We start from the raw sequence: 16,286 nt of genomic DNA, 5'->3' as shown, positions 1-16,286 counted from the left end.
GCGTGTCGTCACGCTTACGTCAATGTCGCGAGGCCAAGGGCTAGGCCAACTTCCCGGCGACCGTGACGACCCGGCGCGCCAGGTGTTCCAGCGCGTAGCCGGTGACGTCGCCGATGTCCTCGATGTTGTCGTGCGTGGTGACCAGACTGGCGCCGTAGGGGTTGCCGTCGACGAACTTGCACGGATCGGTGTACCCGGGCGGCACCAGGATGCCGCCGAAGTGCATCAGCGTGAAGTAGAGCGCGACGAGCGTGGTCTCCTGGCCGCCGTGCACGGTGTTCGAGGAGGTGAAGCCCGCGTACACCTTGTCGGCCAGCTTGCCGTCGGCCCACAGCCCGCCGAGTGAGTCCAGGAAGTCGCGTAACTGCGCCGCCGGTGAGCCGAACCGGGTGGGCGAGCCGAAGATCACGGCGTCGGCCCACACGATGTCGTCCGCGGTGGCCGCGGGCAGATCCTTGGTGGCGTTGTAGTTCGCCGTCCAGGCCGGGTTCTGCGCGAAGGATTCCGGGTCGCGCGTCTCGGCGACGTGGCGCACCCGGACCTCGGCGCCGGCGGCCTCGGCCGCTGCGGCGACGCGGTTGGCCATCGTGGTGCCGTGGCCGGTGGCCGAGTAATAGATGATCGCGAGTTTGGTCACGGCGTTAGCTTAGGCCCGAGGAGTCGGGCCCCAAAAAGGGCATTTTCTCGATGCCGAATTCCTGGCGCAACAGGGTGCGCGCGGCGAAGTAGCCGGCCATGCCGTGCACGCCGCCGCCGGGCGGGGTGGCCGCCGAACACAGATACGTCTTGGGAATCGGTGTACGCCAAGGGTTTAACCGCGGCGTGGGTCCGGCGATCGCGCGCCACGCGGAATTTCCGCCCATCCCTATGTCGCCGCCGACGTAGTTGGCGTTGTGCTCGCTCAGGTGCGCGGCGGGGATCGCGCGGGCGGCGACCACGACGTCGCGAAAGCCGGGCGCGAACCGCTCGATCGTCGCGGTGACGGCCTCGGTGGCATCGAGCGTCGAACCCGCCGGGACATGGGCATAGGTCCAGAACGGACGGCGGCCCGCCGCGTCGATGCGCCCGGGATCGGCGACGTGCGAGGCGGCGGCCAGCACCATCGGCCACTGCGCGTGACGTCCGGCCGCGATCTCCTTCTCGGCCAGTGCCATCTGCTCCCGGCTGCCGCCGAGGTGCAGGGTGGGAGCGTGTCGCAGGCGTGCATCCGACCACGGAATCTCGCCGCCGAGCACGAAATCGACTTTGGCGACTCCCGGTCCAAATCGATAGCGGCGCAAAGATCTTGCGTATCGGTCCGGCAACGCGTCCCCGTATATCCGCAGCAGAGCGGTCGGTGCCGTGTCGTAGGCGACGACACCGGCCGGCGGTTCGGTGATTTCGACCCCGGCGATCACCTCACCGCCGTGCGCGCGCAGGTCGGCGATCAGCGCGTCGGTGATCGCCTGGCTGCCACCCACCGGGATGGGCCAGCCGACCGAATGGGCGAGCGTCGCCAGCATCAAGCCGGCCCCGGCCGCCGTCAAGGACGGCATGCGCGAAAGTACATGGGCGGCAACGCCGGTGAACAAGCTGCGGCCGTCCTCGCCGGCCAACGATCCCCACGCCGGCGTGCCCTGCGTCAGCATCCGCAGCCCCAGGCGTCGCGCCGACGGCAACGAACCGGGCACCGACCGTTTGTCGCCGAGCAGCAAATCCACGACCGCTTGCCAGTCGGCCACCAGCGGGCCCAGCAGCCGTCGCCAGGACGCGCCGTCGGACAGCTCGGCGCAGGTGCGTTCGAGGTCGCGGTAGGCGATCGCCGCGGGCCGGCCCGGCAGCGGGTTGGCGTAGGCGATGTCCGGGACCGCCAGCTGCACGCCGCGGGCGGACAGGTCGAACTCCGCGAAGAACGGCGACGCCAGCGCCAGCGGGTGTACCGCCGAGCAGATGTCGTGTTGGACTCCGGGAAATTCTGGGTCGGCGGCGGTGCGGGCCCCGCCGCCCAACGTGGGCTGCGCCTCGACGACCTGCACTTTGAGTCCGGCTCGGGCGCAGATCACGGCCGCGGAGAGCCCGTTGGGTCCGCTGCCGACGACGGTGACGTCCATCGGCCAATTACAGCCGATAGGCTGGCCGCGTGAACTTGCCTGTTGTGTTAATCGCCGACAAACTCGCCGAATCAACTGTCGCCGCCCTGGGCGACCAGGTCGAGGTGCGCTGGGTAGACGGTCCGGACCGGGAGAAGCTGCTGGCCGCGGTGCCCGAGGCCGATGCGCTGCTGGTGCGTTCGGCCACCACGGTCGACGCCGAGGTGCTGGCCGCCGCCCCCAAGCTCAAGATCGTCGCCCGCGCCGGCGTCGGCCTGGACAACGTCGACGTGGACGCCGCCACCGAGCGCGGCGTGCTGGTGGTCAACGCGCCGACGTCGAACATCCACAGCGCCGCCGAGCACGCCCTGGCGCTGCTGCTGGCCGCGGCGCGCCAGGTCCCCGCGGCCGACGCCACCCTGCGGGAACACACCTGGAAGCGGTCGAAGTTCAACGGCACCGAAATCTTCGGCAAGACGGTCGGCATCGTGGGGCTGGGCCGCATCGGCCAGCTGGTCGCCGCGCGGATCGAGGCCTTCGGCACCCACGTCATCGCGTACGACCCGTACGTGTCGCCGGCCCGCGCCGCCCAGCTCGGCATCGAATTGTTGCCCCTGGACGAACTGCTGGCCCGCGCCGACTTCATCTCGGTGCACCTGCCCAAGACACCCGAGACGGCCGGCCTGATCGACAAGGAGGCGCTGGCCAAGACCAAGCCGGGCGTCATCGTCGTCAACGCCGCGCGCGGTGGCCTGGTGGACGAGGCTGCGCTGGCCGAGGCGATCGGCAGCGGTCATGTGCGCGCGGCCGGCCTGGACGTCTTCTCGACCGAACCCTGCACGGACAGCCCCCTTTTCGAGCTGCCGGAAGTGGTGGTGACGCCGCACTTGGGGGCGTCCACCTCCGAGGCGCAGGATCGGGCCGGCACCGACGTCGCCGAGAGTGTGCGGCTGGCGCTGGCCGGGGAGTTCGTGCCCGACGCGGTCAACGTCGGCGGCGGCGTGGTCAACGAAGAGGTGGCTCCCTGGCTGGACCTGGCGCGCAAGCTCGGGCTGCTGGCCGCGGCGCTCACCGATGGCGCTCCCACCTCGCTGTCGGTGCAGGCGCGCGGCGAGCTGGCCTCCGAAGATGTTGAGGTGCTGAAGCTTTCGGCGCTGCGCGGTTTGTTCTCGGCCGTCGTCGAGGATCCGGTGACGTTCGTCAACGCGCCGGCGCTGGCCGCCGAGCGTGGTGTGACGGCCGAAATCAGCACGGCCTCGGAGAGCCCCAATCACCGCAGCGTCCTCGACGTGCGGGTGGCCGGTCACGACGGCTCGCGGATCAATGTCGCGGGCACGTTGTCGGGTCCGCAGCTGGTCGAGAAGATCGTGCAGATCAATGGCCGCAACTTCGATCTGCGGGCCCAGGGCACCAATCTGGTGATCAACTACGCCGACCAGCCCGGCGCGCTGGGCAAGATCGGCACCCTGCTGGGTGCGGCCGGGGTGAACATCCAAGCCGCACAGCTCTCCGAGGACGCCGAAGGCTCCAGCGCGACGATTCTGCTACGGCTCGACCGTGACGTGCCCGGCGACGTCCGGTCCGAGATCGCGACCGCGGTCGGCGCCAACAAGCTGGAAGTGGTTGACCTGTCATGAAATTGGCGATCATCGGCGGTGACGGGATCGGGCCGGAGGTAGTCGGCGAGGCGGTCAAGATCCTTGATGCGGTCAAGCCGGGCGTGCAGAAGACCGAATACGACCTGGGCGCACGGCGTTTCCACGCCACCGGCGAGCTACTGCCGGAGTCGGCGCTGGCCGAGCTGCGCGAGCATGACGCGATCCTGCTCGGGGCGATCGGTGACCCGTCGGTGCCCAGCGGGGTGCTGGAGCGAGGTCTGTTGTTGCGCTTGCGTTTTGAGCTCGACCATCACGTCAATTTGCGGCCCGCCAAGCTGTATAAGGGGGTGAGCAGCCCGCTGGCGGGAGATCCCGCTATCGATTTCGTGGTGGTGCGCGAGGGGACCGAGGGTCCCTACACCGGCAACGGTGGCGCGATCCGGGCGGGAACGCCGCACGAGGTGGCCACCGAGGTCAGCGTCAACACCGCGTTCGGGGTGCGCCGCGTCGTGGTCGATGCATTCGAGCGGGCCCGGCAGCGTCGCAAGCATGTGACGTTGGTGCACAAGAACAATGTGCTGGCCTTCGCCGGGAAACTGTGGTCGCGGGTCTTCGCCGAGGTCGGTGCGGAATACCCCGACGTCGAGGTGGCCTATCAACACGTCGACGCCGCCACCATCTTCCTGGTCACCGATCCCGGGCGCTTCGACGTGATCGTCACCGACAACCTGTTCGGCGACATCATCACCGACATCGCCGCCGCGGTGTCCGGCGGAATTGGCTTGGCCGCCAGTGGAAATATCGATGCGACCCGGACCAACCCGTCGATGTTCGAGCCGGTGCACGGCAGCGCACCCGATATCGCCGGAAAGGGCATTGCCGATCCGACCGCGGCCATTCTTTCGGTGGGGCTGCTGCTTGCCCACCTCGGCGACACCGAGGCCGCGAGCCGGGTGGACCGGGCCGTCGAGACCTATCTCGCGTCTCGGGGGAGCGAGCGGCGCTCTACCGCCGAGGTCGGCGAACTGATCGCGGCCGGGCTCTAGCCGCTGCCCTGGTTTCCAGGCCCGGCGGCAGCAGCTTGGCCGGCACCAACGGTATTGCCGCCAACGGGAACAGACCGCACAACGCCCAGGCGGTCGGATATCTGGCCGCGTCGATCAGGACACCGAACAGCGGGGCGCCCGCGGCGGCCACCAGCCGCTGCGTGGTGTTCTGGATTCCCAGCGCGCGTCCGCTCCAGAACGACCCGGCGAAATCGGTGATCGCCGTTGCCTCCAATCCGTTGTCCAGCACCGCGATCACCGAAACGGCAATCATCACCGGCACTTCGAAACCCCAATCGCCGTCATCGGCGAGCGTGAGTAGCAACAACGCCAACGTCGCTGCGACCGCGACGATGCGCAGCGGCCGCATCCGTGAGCCGAGCCGGTCCGACCACCGTCCGACGGCGATACGGCCCAGCGCACCCAGGAACTGCGACAGGGTGACCACACCGCCGGCCTCCGCGATCGTCCAGCCATGGTGGCGCATCAGCCACACCAGCATGAACGTCACGGTCACGGTCTGCGGCATCATCAGCAGGCCCGCCACCGCGTGGATTCGCCACAGCACCAACGATCCCCGGTACGGGCTGGCCAATTCCTGTTCGGTGGCCACCTGCCGTGGCTTGCGCGGCGGGTCGACGACGCCGATCGCGCTGGCTACCGCCGCGGCGGTGCACGCGAACGCCGGGAACATCAGCCCGGCCCGCAGACCGTGTTCGGCGAGCTCGGGCATCACCAATGCGCCCAGGGCAATACCCAACGGCTGGGCGGTCTGGCGAATGCCCATGGCCAGGCCGCGCTGGTGTGGCGGAAACCAGGCCGACACCAACCGGGCGCCGGCGGTGTTGCAACTTGCCGCGGCCATGCCGCCCAGAAACAGGTAGGCACCGATCAACACCATCGAATGGGCCGCGGCGGCGGCGTAAGTCGCTGCGGCGGTGAGCGCCGAGCCCAGCGTCAGCACGAGCCGCTCCCCGACGTGGTCGAGCACATAGCCCCAGCCGATCAGCGTCACGACCATGCCCCAGCTGGGCATCGACGACAGCAGACTGGCTTCGGTCAGCGGGACTGCGCGCTTGGCCTCCAGCGAGGGAATCAAGAAGGCAATGCCGTTGATGAAGAGGAACGAACTCGCCGTCACCCACAGCGAGACGATCATGATCGACCAGCGCGCACCGGCGCTCAGTTGGCCCGTAACCTCCGGGTCCGTGGGCATCCGCTCATGCTCGCACACGGCGCGTCCCGCCCGGCTGAATTGGGCTGAGCAGGCCCTCACTAGGCTTTGGTGAATGCGCCTAGGTCGAATCGCCAGTCCGGATGGTGTTTCCTTCGTCAGCATCGAGGGTCCGCTGGAGGATCCCAGCGCGATGACTGCCCGTGAGATCGCCGAGCACCCGTTCGGCACGCCGACGTTCACCGGCCGCTCGTGGCCGGTCGCCGACGTCCGGCTGCTGGCCCCGATGCTGGCCGGCAAGGTGGTCTGCGTCGGCAAGAACTACGCCGACCACATCGCCGAGATGGCAAACTTCGGAACGGGTTCGGCGGCCGACGATCCGATCATCTTCCTCAAGCCCAACACCGCGATCATCGGGCCCAATGTGCCGATTCGATTGCCCGCCAACGCATCACCCGTGCACTTCGAGGGGGAGCTGGCCGTGGTGATCGGCCGTCCGTGCAAGGATGTGGCCGCAGCCCAGGCCGCCGACAACATCCTGGGCTACACGATCGCCAACGACGTGTCGGCGCGCGATCAGCAAAAGGCCGACGGCCAATGGACTCGTGCCAAGGGCCACGACACCTTTTGCCCGGTGGGGCCGTGGGTCGTCACCGACGTCGACCCGGCCGACCTCGCGCTGCGCACCGAGGTCAACGGCCAAGTCAAACAGGACAGCCGGACCTCGCTGTTGATTCACGACGTGGGCGCGATCGTGGAATGGATCTCGGCGGTGATGACCCTGCTGCCCGGTGATCTCATCCTCACCGGAACCCCGGCGGGCGTCGGTCCGATCGAGGACGGCGACGTCGTCTCGATCTCCATCGAGGGCATCGGCATGCTCTCCAATCCCGTGGTCCGAAAAGGGAAGTCGTGACCGCGCCGGGGGGTGTCCGGGTCCGGTTCTGTCCATCGCCCACCGGCACCCCGCACGTCGGGATGGTGCGCACCGCGCTGTTCAACTGGGCCTACGCCCGGCACACGGGCGGCACCTTCGTCTTTCGCATCGAGGACACCGACGCCGAGCGCGACAGCGAGGAAAGCTATCTGGCCCTGCTCGACGCGTTGCGCTGGCTCGGGCTGGATTGGGACGAGGGGCCCGAGGTCGGGGGACCCTATGCCCCGTACCGGCAGTCGCAGCGCGGCGACATCTACCGCGAGGTGGTGGACAAGCTGCTCGCCGCGGGCGAGGCGTACCACGCGTTTTCGACGCCCGAAGAGGTCGAGGCCCGCCACGTCGCCGCCGGCCGCAACCCCAAATTGGGTTACGACAACTTCGACCGCGAGCTGACCGAGGAGCAGCGCGCGGCATTCCTGGCCGAGGGCCGTAAGCCGGTGGTGCGGCTGCGAATGCCCGACGAGGATCTCGCGTGGGACGACCTGGTGCGCGGGACCACCACCTTCGCGGCGGGCTCGGTGCCCGATTTCGCGTTGACCCGCGCGAGCGGAGATCCCTTATATACCTTGGTCAACCCGTGTGACGACGCACTGATGAAGATCACCCACGTGTTGCGTGGCGAGGACCTGCTGCCATCGACGCCGCGTCAGCTGGCGTTGTACCAGGCGTTGATCCGGATCGGGGTGGCCGAACGCGTTCCGGAATTCGCGCACCTGCCAACGGTATTGGGGGAGGGCACCAAAAAGCTGTCCAAGCGCGACCCGCAGTCCAATTTGTTCGCCCACCGCGACCGGGGCTTCATCCCCGAGGGGCTGCTGAATTACCTTGCGCTGCTGGGCTGGGCGATCGCCGACGACCACGATCTGTTCAGCCTCGACGAAATGGTGGCCGCGTTCGACGTTGCCGACGTGAACTCGAACCCGGCCCGCTTCGATCAGAAGAAGGCCGACGCGGTCAACGCCGAACACATCCGGATGCTCGACGTGGCCGACTTCACCGGCAGGCTGCGCGACTACTTCGCGCTGCACGGGCATCGCCTGGGGCTCGACGAGGCCGCGTTCGCCATCGCGGCCGAGCTGGTGCAGACCCGCATCGTGGTGCTCGGCGACGCGTGGGACCTGCTGAAGTTCCTCAACGACGACGAATACGCCATCGATCCCAAGGCCGCCGCCAAGGAGCTGGGTCCGGACGGGGCCGCGGTATTGGACGCCGCCCTGACGGCGCTGGACGGCGTGCCGGACTGGACCGTCCCCGCGATCGAGGAGGCCCTCAAAACCGCGCTGATCGACGGTCTGGCGCTCAAACCGCGCAAGGCGTTCGGCCCGATCCGGGTTGCCGCGACCGGGACGACGATCAGCCCGCCGCTGTTCGAGTCGCTGCAGCTGCTCGGCCGCGACCGCAGCCTGGGGCGGTTGCGGGCCGCGCGCGCTGGCGCGGTCTAAATCTTTGGTAGTCTGCTCGTCGGCCAACAACGGCTGGCAGCGGCGGTCTTCCCGGCTGGTAACAGCCCGCGAAAGCCGCTCTGACCAGCGGTTTTCGGCAGCCAATGGGGTATGGTGTAATTGGCAACACAGCTGATTCTGGTTCAGCCATTCTAGGTTCGAGTCCTGGTACCCCAGCAAATCCGTCCGGCTGCACAGCAGCTGCCGAGTGATTAGGTGGCCCCCGTCGGGTGAGCTATGCTGGCAGCTCGGATCGGTTCTGGCCCCGTCGTCTAGCGGCCTAGGACGCCGCCCTCTCACGGCGGTAGCGTGGGTTCGAATCCCATCGGGGCTACAAATTACTGGCCGGTCCCCAGCACGGCCGGTGCGGTGGAACCACCCACCGGCATCGGCGGCAATCCAAGTTTGCGGTGATCCCACGAGCGCGTCCGCCGCGCGACGATCCGCACGCAGACCCGCTTGTTCATCATCTGCTCGACGAACGGCTTCATCTCGTCGGTGTACGGACCCGTGTAGCGCTCCCACACGCTGACCCCGACCCGGTGCGCGACGTCCGGGTCGTCGACGATCTCCGCGACGCCCTCGAAGGAAACCCCGCGCAATGTGTCGTAGGTGTCGCCGTCCTCGATCAGGAAGGTCACTCGGGGGTCGCGGGTCAGGTTGACCGCTTTCTGAGACTTGGCTTTTGTCTCCAGCCAGATCTCGCCGTCGACGACGGCGTACCACATGGCGGTCAAGTGCGGCTGGCCGTCGGAACCAATGGTGGCCATTGTTCCGGTGCGACTCTTGACGACGAAATCGGCGATCTCATCGTCGGACATGACGATGCTCGCGCGCTGATTGGTTCCCATTCCGTCAGTTTGTCAAATGCCCAGCGGTGACCGTGCGCTGGTGGCTTTGAGTGTGCGCCGGCGGCGACGACACGCCGGGCGGACCCGCCGTGGGTGCACACCCGAAGCCGTGCGTGCACACCCGAAGTCATGGGCGTCCCACACGCACACTCGCCGCCCTGGACGCACATTCGAGACGATTACAGACGGCGAGCCATGGCGTCGGCGGCCGAGAGCAGGTCGGCTGCCCAGCGCGCTCCCGGACGCCGGCCGATCCGGTCGATGGGTCCCGACACCGAGATGGCCGCCACGACCACGCCGCGGCTATCGCGCACCGGCGCTGAGACGCTCGCCACTCCCGGCTCGCGCTCGGCAACGCTTTGCGCCCAACCGCGCCGGCGTACTTCGGCCAGCGTTCGGTCGGTGAATTTCGCCGTCGGCAGCACCGCTTTTTGGGTGGCGGCATCGCTGTGCGCCAGCAGCACTTTGGCCCCCGAACCGGCCGTCATCGGCAGCCGCGCGCCGACCGGAACCGTATCGCGAAGGCCCGCAGACGGTTCCAGGGCGGCCACGCAGACCCGCGAGGTGCCCTCGCGGCGGTACAGCTGCACGCTTTCCCCGGTGGTCTCGCGCAATTGGGGGAGCACCGCCGCGCCCGCCGCCAGCAACGGATCGTTGACGTGAGCGGCCAGTTCGGTCAGCGCGGGACCCAACTGCCAACGCCCTTCGTCGTCGCGCGCCAGCAGGCGATGTACCTCCAGTGCGGCGGCAAGGCGGTAGGTGGTCGCCCGGGGAAAGCCGGTCCGTTCGCACAGTTCGGCTAACCCGCAGGGAGATTCCGCGATCGTGTGCAGCACATCCACGGCTTTATCCAGGACGCCGATGCCGCTATGCTGTCTCATAGAGAGATACTAGCGTCTCGCATTATGAGATCACAGCCCAGATTGATCGGCGAGCCGCGAATGAGGCGAATAGAGGCGAGTTCACGATGGGAACCGACGCACCGGGCGGCAAGCCGCGCACCCTGGCCGAAAAGGTATGGGACGACCACGTTGTGGTGTCGGGTGACGGCAGCGCGCCGGACTTGATCTACATCGACCTGCATTTGGTGCACGAGGTCACCAGCCCGCAGGCGTTCGACGGCCTGCGGCTGGCCGGTCGGCCGGTGCGCCGGCCGGATCTGACGATCGCCACCGAGGACCACAACGTGCCCACCGTCGACATCGACAAGCCGATCGCCGACCCGGTATCGCGCACTCAGGTCGAGACATTGCGGCGCAACTGCGCCGAATTCGGTATCCGGCTACACCCGATGGGCGACATCGAGCAGGGCATCGTGCACGTCGTCGGACCGCAATTGGGGCTCACCCAGCCGGGAATGACGGTCGTTTGTGGGGATAGTCACACGTCGACGCACGGAGCATTCGGTGCCATCGCAATGGGCATCGGCACTTCGGAAGTCGAGCATGTGCTCGCGACCCAGACCTTGCCGTTGCGGCCCTTCAAAACAATGGCGGTCAACGTCGACGGCGACTTGCAGCCCGGCGTGACGGCCAAGGACATCATCCTCGCGCTGATCGCCAAGATCGGGACCGGCGGAGGGCAGGGCCATGTCATCGAATATCGGGGCAGCGCGATCGAATCGCTGTCCATGGAAGGCCGGATGACCGTCTGCAACATGAGCATCGAAGCCGGGGCCCGGGCCGGGATGGTAGCCCCGGATGAGACGACCTACGAATTCCTGCGGGGCCGGCCGCACGCGCCGGCCGGTGCGCAGTGGGACGCCGCGGTGCGGAACTGGCAGCAGCTGCGCACCGACGACGGCGCCGTGTTCGACACCGAGGTCTATCTCGATGCGGAGTCGTTGACCCCCTTCGTGACGTGGGGTACGAACCCGGGCCAGGGTGTGCCGCTGGGCGCGGCGGTGCCGGATCCGGATCTGATGACCGACGACGACGAGCGGCAGGCCGCGGAGAAAGCGTTGGCGTATATGGACCTTCGGCCGGGCACGCCGATGCGCGAGATCGCCGTCGACGCGGTGTTCGTCGGGTCTTGTACCAACGGTCGTATCGAAGATCTGCGGGTGGTGGCCGACGTGCTACGCGGTCGCACAGTGGCCCAGGGCGTGCGGATGCTGGTCGTTCCCGGCTCGATGCGGGTGCGCGCGCAAGCCGAAGCGGAAGGGCTCAGTGAGGTATTCACCGCCGCCGGCGCCGAATGGCGGCAGGCCGGCTGCTCGATGTGCCTGGGCATGAACCCCGATCAGCTTGCGCCCGGCGAGCGATGCGCCGCGACGTCCAACCGCAACTTCGAAGGGCGGCAGGGCAAAGGTGGCCGTACGCATTTGGTATCGCCGGCAGTCGCGGCGGCAACCGCGGTCCGTGGCACCTTGTCTACCCCGGCCGACCTGAACTGAAAACGAAATCGAGGACGAAGATGGAAGCCTTTCACGCCCACACCGGGATTGGCGTGCCGCTGCGGCGCTCCAATGTCGATACCGACCAGATCATTCCCGCGGTGTATTTGAAGCGCGTCACCCGAACCGGATTCGAGGACGGCCTGTTCGCGACGTGGCGGTCGGATCCGTCATTCGTGCTCAATCTCAGTCCATTTGACCGAGGCTCGGTCTTGGTCGCCGGACCCGACTTCGGGACCGGGTCCTCCCGCGAGCACGCGGTGTGGGCGTTGATGGACTACGGGTTCCGGGTAGTCATCTCGTCTCGATTCGGTGACATTTTTCGGGGCAACGCGGGCAAGGCGGGGCTGCTGGCGGCCGAAGTCAGCCAAGACGGTGTGGAACTGCTTTGGAAGCTGATCGAGCAGGCTCCAGGACTGGAAATCACTGCCAATCTTCAAGATCGAAATATCACCGCGGGAACGACGGTGCTGCCGTTCAAGATTGACGACCACACCGCCTGGCGACTGCTCGAAGGACTCGACGATATAGCCCTTACGCTGCAGAAACTCGACCAGATCGAATCATTCGAGGCGGCCCGTCCGGACTGGAAACCGCGCACTCTGCCCGCCCCATGAACTCCGCGATCCGGATGTAATTCGGCCCTATCGCCTTAGCAAGCAAGGCTTATTTTTCGCCTGCGTCACCGACCAAGGGCGGCAAGCGGATTGCGGAATTTCCTGTCGCTTGGCCGTGAAATTGCGCGTGGCGCTTGGCAATTTGCTAGGTGAGGGTTTACCGTGTTCGCTAGTCGGTTCCCAAAATGGGACCACTGGCTTCGGAGGGTTTGGATGAACAAAGCAGAGCTCATAGATGTGCTCACACAGAAATTGGGCTCGGACCGTCGGCAGGCGACCGCCGCCGTCGAGAATGTTGTCGACACCATTGTGCGTGCGGTGCACAAGGGCGACAGCGTGACCATCACCGGGTTCGGTGTGTTCGAACAACGGCGCCGCGCAGCGCGTGTCGCCCGCAACCCGCGTACCGGTGAGACGGTGAAGGTAAAGCCGACGTCCGTCCCCGCGTTCCGCCCGGGTGCTCAATTCAAAGCGGTTGTTGCAGGCGCACAGCGCCTCCCGTCGGAAGGACCGGCCGTGAAACGTGGTGTTGTTGCAGGCGCAGCCAAGAAGGCTGCCAAGAAGGCTCCGGCCAAGAAGGCCGCGGTGAAGAAGGCCGCGACCAAGGCTCCGGCCAAGAAGGCCGCGACCAAGGCTCCGGCCAAGAAGGCCGCGACCAAGGCTCCGGCCAAGAAGGTCGTGAAGAAGGCTCCGGCCAAGAAAGCGGTCAAGGCCGTGAAGAAGGTCGTCGCCAAGGCTCCGGTGCGCAAGGCCGCAACCAAGGCTCCGGCCAAGAAGGTCGCGAAGAAGGCTCCGGCCAAGAAGGCCGCTGCCAAGCGCGGTCGCAAGTAGGTCGGTAACCGAGTTCAGACGCGAATACCCTTCGGGCGGCGTTGCTGCCCCCGAAGGGTATTTCGTGTGTCAGGCCCGAACGTTGGCGGCCAGCGCGCCGCCGATGTGATCGGCCGCCACCAGTCGGCCTTTCGACAGGGACAGCACCCACGTGCTGCCCTTGTGGTTGCGTGACTTATCCGGGTTCACCCCGTCGCGTTCGCACCACCAGGTGATCAGATCCGGAATCACCTTGCCCTGCGTACAGATCACCGGTGTGCCCTTGTGGCCGGCGATACGCAGTATCCGGTGCCGGGCGCGTTTGGGGCTCTTGGCGTAAGACTCCTCGGTGAGCGTCGGCTCGTTCTCGATGCTGACACCGAGCTCCTCGGCGAGCGGTTCGACCGTCTGGTGGCAGCGCACTCGATCGGCGGCGTACACGTGGGTGGCGCCGAACGCCATCAGCTGTGCGACCAGCGCCTCCGCCTGTGCGCGTCCTCGTTTGTCCAGCGGTCGCTTGGTGTCATCGCCGGAAAAGCGTGATTTCCGGCCCGCGGTACCGTGCCGCACCACCAACACGGTACGCGTGTCGGCTGGTTGTTTTGTGAAGCGCCGCAACACGTTTCGATCCTGGGCGTAGTCGAGTTTCTGCATGGCCTCGTCGACGGGCAACCAGATCAATTCGTCGACCTCTTTGCCCGGTTCGAATTTGCCACCGGTGCTGCGCGCCGCCCAGTAGTACACCTTCTTGACGCCCTGGTCGATCGGATAGCTCACCTTGTTGAGCCGCCTGCCGAGGATGGCGTGGTGCCCGGTCTCTTCCAGCACTTCGCGGACCGCGGCCACCGGTGCGGTTTCGCCGGGGTCCACTTTGCCTTTGGGCAGTGACCAGTCGTTGTAGCGGGGACGGTGGATCACAGCGATCTCGAGCTCGGGGTTGTCCGAATCGGCACTGCTGTGTCGCCACAGCACCGCGCCGGCCGCGTAAACGATCCGCTTCCCTGAGCGCCGACCGCCCGACGAGTTCTGGTCCGACACCTCACTCCTGCAGGTCAATTCGGCCAGCGCCACGCCGGCCATCCGGTGGCCTGGAAAACTACCACACGGGCGTCAAGCGCCGCGGTGTCGCTCCATCAGCGACTCCTGGTGGTCGCGCACGGAGTGACCTTCCCGCGGCGATGCGATCCACTGCCCGTCGGACTCGAGCTCCCAGCACCGCGTGGACGGGTCCAGCGCCGAGTCGAACAAGTCGTCCAGATAGGCGGTCAGCTTTGGATCCTTGACTTGAACCAGGACCTCGACGCGGCGGTCGAGGTTGCGGTGCATCATATCGGCGCTGCCGATCCAGAACTCGTTGATGCGATTGAAATGCATGATCCGCGAGTGTTCCAGGTACCGGCCGAGGATCGAACGCACGGAGATGTTCTCCGAGAAGCCTTCCGTGCCTGGGCGCAGCGCGCAGATTCCGCGCACCACCACTTCCACCCGCACACCGGCCCGCGACGCCCGATACAGCGCATCGATGACCTGCTCGTCGACCAGGGCGTTCATCTTCATCCGGATCCGTCCGCCGCCGTGTTCGCGGTGGGCGGCGATCTCGCGATCGACGCGTTCGATGATGCCCGTCCGAATGCCGTGCGGCGCAACCAGGAGATTGCGGTAGGAGACCTTGCGCGAATAGCCGGTCAGCGAATTGAACAAGTCCGTCAGGTCGGCCCCGATTTCGGGAGAAGCCGTCAGCAGACCGACGTCCTCGTACAACCGCGCGGTTTTCCCGTTGTAGTTGCCGGTCCCGATGTGGCAGTAGCGGCGGATGGTTGAACCTTCGCGACGCACCACCAAACACGTCTTGCAGTGCGTCTTGAGTCCGACGTAGCCGTAGACGACGTGCACGCCCGATTGCTCAAGAGTGCGGGCCCAGCGGATGTTGGCCTGCTCGTCGAAACGTGCCTTGATCTCCACCATTGCCACGACTTGCTTTCCGGCCTCGGCCGCTTGGATCAGCGCCCGGACGATCGGCGAGTCACCGGAGGTGCGGTACAGCGTCTGCTTGATCGCCAGTACGTTGGGGTCGGCCGCGGCCTGCTCGATGAATCGCTGCACGCTCGTCGAGAACGACTCGTACGGATGATGAAGCAGCACATCGCCTTCGCGCAGCGTCGCGAAGATGCTCTTGGGTGTTTCCCGGTCGGCGAAGGCGGGGCTGGTGGCCGGAATGAACGTCCAGTCTTTCAGCGCCGGCCGGTCGATGCCGTAGATCTGCCACAGCGAGGAGAGGTCGAGCAGCCCGGGGACTTCGATGACGTCGCCGGGATTTACGTCGAGTTCGCGCAGCAACAGCTCCAACATGCTCTCGGTCATGTCGTCGGCGACCTCGAGTCGCACCGGAGAACCGAACCGCCGGCGCGCCAATTCCCGTTCCAGCGCCTGCAACAGGTCTTCGTCGCGGTCCTCTTCAACCTCGTAATCGGCGTTACGGGTAATGCGGAACGCGTGGTGCTCGACGATTTCCATGCCGGGGAAGAGCACCGGGAGGAACGCCGCGATCAGCTCTTCCATCGGAAGGTAGCGCACGACCGCATGTCCCTCGTTGCCGTCGGTGTCGCCGCCGAGTTCGACGAAGCGATCGACGTTGTCGGGCACCTTGACTCGGGCGAAGTGCTGGCCGCCCTCGTCCTTGACCGTGACGGCCAGGTTCAGGCTCAGCCCGCTCACGAAGGGGAACGGGTGCGCCGGGTCGACGGCGAGCGGGGTCAGGACCGGGAAGACCTGCTCGGTGAAATAGGTCGACAGTTGGTCGCGCTCGGCCTGATCCAAATCGGCCCACGTGACGATATAGATGCCTTCGTGCGCGAGCGCCGGCCGCACCGAGTCGAGGAACTCGCGCGCGTGCCGGGTCGCGATGCGCTGCGTCTGCTCGCCGATGCGGGCCAGTTGCTCACGCGGAGTAAGGCCGTCGGCCGAGCGGACGGACAGCCCCATCTCGTCGCGGCGCTTGAGGCCGGCGACCCGGACCATGTAGAACTCGTCGAGGTTCGACGCGAAGATCGCCAGGAATTTGGCTCGCTCCAGCAACGGCAGCGAGGTGTCGGCGGCCAGCGCCAGCACCCGCGCGTTGAAGTCCAGCCAGCTAAGTTCCCGGTTGAGGTAACGGTCCTCCGGCAGCGCATCGTCGGCCGCGGCGGGGGTCGTGGCGGGGGGCGCTCCCAGCGCGCTGTCGCCGGATTGCCACGCAGTTTCGTCAAGCCGTGCTTCAGCTTCGATTTCGGTCACGATGGAATCATTGCTCATCACCCCTTGGTGCTGCTAGCGCTCGGTACAGATCCATCCGGCGTTGGCGCGCCGTT

14 protein-coding genes and 2 tRNA genes are annotated in these 16,286 nt (G+C 66.8%); 9 read left to right on the top strand and 7 right to left on the bottom strand.

Annotated features, from left to right (window positions below; all coding sequences use genetic code 11):
* Nucleotides 1-40: 40 nt before the first annotated feature.
* Entirely contained in the window at nt 41-637 is a 597-nt protein-coding gene (gene wrbA, locus G6N55_RS08530) for an NAD(P)H:quinone oxidoreductase (RefSeq protein ID WP_085226219.1), read from the bottom strand.
* A gap of 4 nt (nt 638-641) precedes the next feature.
* Nucleotides 642-2,090 carry a phytoene desaturase family protein gene (locus G6N55_RS08525; RefSeq protein WP_085226220.1) on the bottom strand — a complete coding sequence of 483 codons (1,449 nt, stop codon included), beginning with the start codon at nt 2,088-2,090 and terminating at the stop codon, nt 642-644.
* A gap of 29 nt (nt 2,091-2,119) precedes the next feature.
* On the opposite strand from G6N55_RS08525, the gene serA reads away from it, so the two are divergent.
* Together serA and G6N55_RS08515 are read left to right on the top strand one after the other, a co-directional pair.
* Nucleotides 2,120-3,706 (top strand): phosphoglycerate dehydrogenase, encoded by a 1,587-nt coding sequence (serA, locus tag G6N55_RS08520; protein WP_085226222.1) that lies wholly within the window; start codon nt 2,120-2,122, stop codon nt 3,704-3,706.
* The gene (locus tag G6N55_RS08515; RefSeq protein WP_085226223.1) at nt 3,703-4,713 is read left to right on the top strand and encodes a 3-isopropylmalate dehydrogenase; all 1,011 of its coding nucleotides are present in this window, start codon (nt 3,703-3,705) and stop codon (nt 4,711-4,713) included. Before serA ends, G6N55_RS08515 begins: the two co-directional genes overlap by 4 nt.
* Here G6N55_RS08515 and G6N55_RS08510 read toward each other — a convergent pair.
* Nucleotides 4,673-5,929 carry an MFS transporter gene (locus G6N55_RS08510; RefSeq protein ID WP_085226224.1) on the bottom strand — a complete coding sequence of 419 codons (1,257 nt, stop codon included), beginning with the start codon at nt 5,927-5,929 and terminating at the stop codon, nt 4,673-4,675. The genes G6N55_RS08515 and G6N55_RS08510 overlap by 41 nt on opposite strands.
* A 73-nt stretch (nt 5,930-6,002) precedes the next feature.
* Between G6N55_RS08510 and G6N55_RS08505 the strand changes: the two genes are divergently transcribed.
* The 4 genes from G6N55_RS08505 to G6N55_RS08490 all read left to right on the top strand — a co-directional run bounded on the left by G6N55_RS08505 (nt 6,003) and on the right by G6N55_RS08490 (nt 8,600).
* Nucleotides 6,003-6,803, top strand: coding sequence for a fumarylacetoacetate hydrolase family protein (locus G6N55_RS08505; protein ID WP_085226225.1), 801 nt, complete (start codon nt 6,003-6,005; stop codon nt 6,801-6,803).
* Complete coding sequence (gene gltX / locus G6N55_RS08500; RefSeq protein WP_085226227.1) at nt 6,800-8,266, top strand: glutamate--tRNA ligase; 1,467 nt, start codon at nt 6,800-6,802, stop codon at nt 8,264-8,266. Before G6N55_RS08505 ends, gltX begins: the two co-directional genes overlap by 4 nt.
* Before the next feature lie 105 nt (nt 8,267-8,371).
* A tRNA-Gln gene (locus G6N55_RS08495) sits at nt 8,372-8,443 on the top strand.
* Between the two features lie 84 nt (nt 8,444-8,527).
* Nucleotides 8,528-8,600 (top strand) — tRNA-Glu (locus G6N55_RS08490).
* Nucleotides 8,601-8,604: 4 nt separating this feature from the next.
* Here G6N55_RS08490 and G6N55_RS08485 read toward each other — a convergent pair.
* Nucleotides 8,605-9,117, bottom strand: a complete 513-nt coding sequence (locus G6N55_RS08485) for a PPOX class F420-dependent oxidoreductase (protein WP_085226228.1) — start codon at nt 9,115-9,117, stop codon at nt 8,605-8,607.
* A gap of 179 nt (nt 9,118-9,296) precedes the next feature.
* The gene (locus G6N55_RS08480) at nt 9,297-9,998 is read right to left on the bottom strand and encodes an IclR family transcriptional regulator (RefSeq protein ID WP_085226229.1); all 702 of its coding nucleotides are present in this window, start codon (nt 9,996-9,998) and stop codon (nt 9,297-9,299) included.
* Between the two features lie 86 nt (nt 9,999-10,084).
* Here G6N55_RS08480 and leuC point away from each other — a divergent pair, with 86 nt between their 5' ends.
* The 3 genes from leuC to G6N55_RS08465 all read left to right on the top strand — a co-directional run bounded on the left by leuC (nt 10,085) and on the right by G6N55_RS08465 (nt 12,960).
* Entirely contained in the window at nt 10,085-11,512 is a 1,428-nt protein-coding gene (leuC, locus tag G6N55_RS08475; RefSeq protein WP_085226230.1) for a 3-isopropylmalate dehydratase large subunit, read from the top strand.
* Nucleotides 11,513-11,532: 20 nt separating this feature from the next.
* Nucleotides 11,533-12,129 carry a 3-isopropylmalate dehydratase small subunit gene (gene leuD / locus G6N55_RS08470; RefSeq protein WP_085226231.1) on the top strand — a complete coding sequence of 199 codons (597 nt, stop codon included), beginning with the start codon at nt 11,533-11,535 and terminating at the stop codon, nt 12,127-12,129.
* Nucleotides 12,130-12,342: 213 nt separating this feature from the next.
* A complete protein-coding gene (locus G6N55_RS08465) occupies nt 12,343-12,960 on the top strand; it encodes an HU family DNA-binding protein (protein WP_085226233.1) in 618 nt (205 codons plus the stop codon).
* Between the two features lie 69 nt (nt 12,961-13,029).
* On the opposite strand, the gene mutT1 is transcribed toward G6N55_RS08465, so the two are convergent.
* Both mutT1 and G6N55_RS08455 read right to left on the bottom strand, forming a co-directional pair.
* Nucleotides 13,030-13,977 carry an 8-oxo-(d)GTP phosphatase MutT1 gene (gene mutT1, locus G6N55_RS08460; protein WP_139827060.1) on the bottom strand — a complete coding sequence of 316 codons (948 nt, stop codon included), beginning with the start codon at nt 13,975-13,977 and terminating at the stop codon, nt 13,030-13,032.
* A 72-nt stretch (nt 13,978-14,049) separates the two neighbouring features.
* Entirely contained in the window at nt 14,050-16,233 is a 2,184-nt protein-coding gene (locus G6N55_RS08455; RefSeq protein ID WP_085226237.1) for an RNA degradosome polyphosphate kinase, read from the bottom strand.
* Nucleotides 16,234-16,286: the final 53 nt, after the last annotated feature.

The organism is Mycobacterium florentinum, from assembly GCF_010730355.1.
GTDB classification, from domain to species: domain Bacteria; phylum Actinomycetota; class Actinomycetes; order Mycobacteriales; family Mycobacteriaceae; genus Mycobacterium; species Mycobacterium florentinum.
This window is presented reverse-complemented; position numbering and strand designations above follow the sequence as displayed.

What these genes read in the sequence shown, in the direction of transcription:
- G6N55_RS08525 (WP_085226220.1), bottom strand. Translation starts at nt 2,090, where the DNA reads ATGGACGTCACCGTCGTCGGCAGCGGACCCAACGGGCTCTCCGCGGCC.
- G6N55_RS08515 (WP_085226223.1), top strand. Translation starts at nt 3,703, where the DNA reads ATGAAATTGGCGATCATCGGCGGTGACGGGATCGGGCCGGAGGTAGTC.
- G6N55_RS08510 (WP_085226224.1), bottom strand. Translation starts at nt 5,929, where the DNA reads ATGCCCACGGACCCGGAGGTTACGGGCCAACTGAGCGCCGGTGCGCGC.
- G6N55_RS08505 (WP_085226225.1), top strand. Translation starts at nt 6,003, where the DNA reads ATGCGCCTAGGTCGAATCGCCAGTCCGGATGGTGTTTCCTTCGTCAGC.
- G6N55_RS08485 (WP_085226228.1), bottom strand. Translation starts at nt 9,117, where the DNA reads ATGGGAACCAATCAGCGCGCGAGCATCGTCATGTCCGACGATGAGATC.
- G6N55_RS08480 (WP_085226229.1), bottom strand. Translation starts at nt 9,998, where the DNA reads ATGAGACAGCATAGCGGCATCGGCGTCCTGGATAAAGCCGTGGATGTG.
- leuC (WP_085226230.1), top strand. Translation starts at nt 10,085, where the DNA reads ATGGGAACCGACGCACCGGGCGGCAAGCCGCGCACCCTGGCCGAAAAG.
- leuD (WP_085226231.1), top strand. Translation starts at nt 11,533, where the DNA reads ATGGAAGCCTTTCACGCCCACACCGGGATTGGCGTGCCGCTGCGGCGC.
- G6N55_RS08465 (WP_085226233.1), top strand. Translation starts at nt 12,343, where the DNA reads ATGAACAAAGCAGAGCTCATAGATGTGCTCACACAGAAATTGGGCTCG.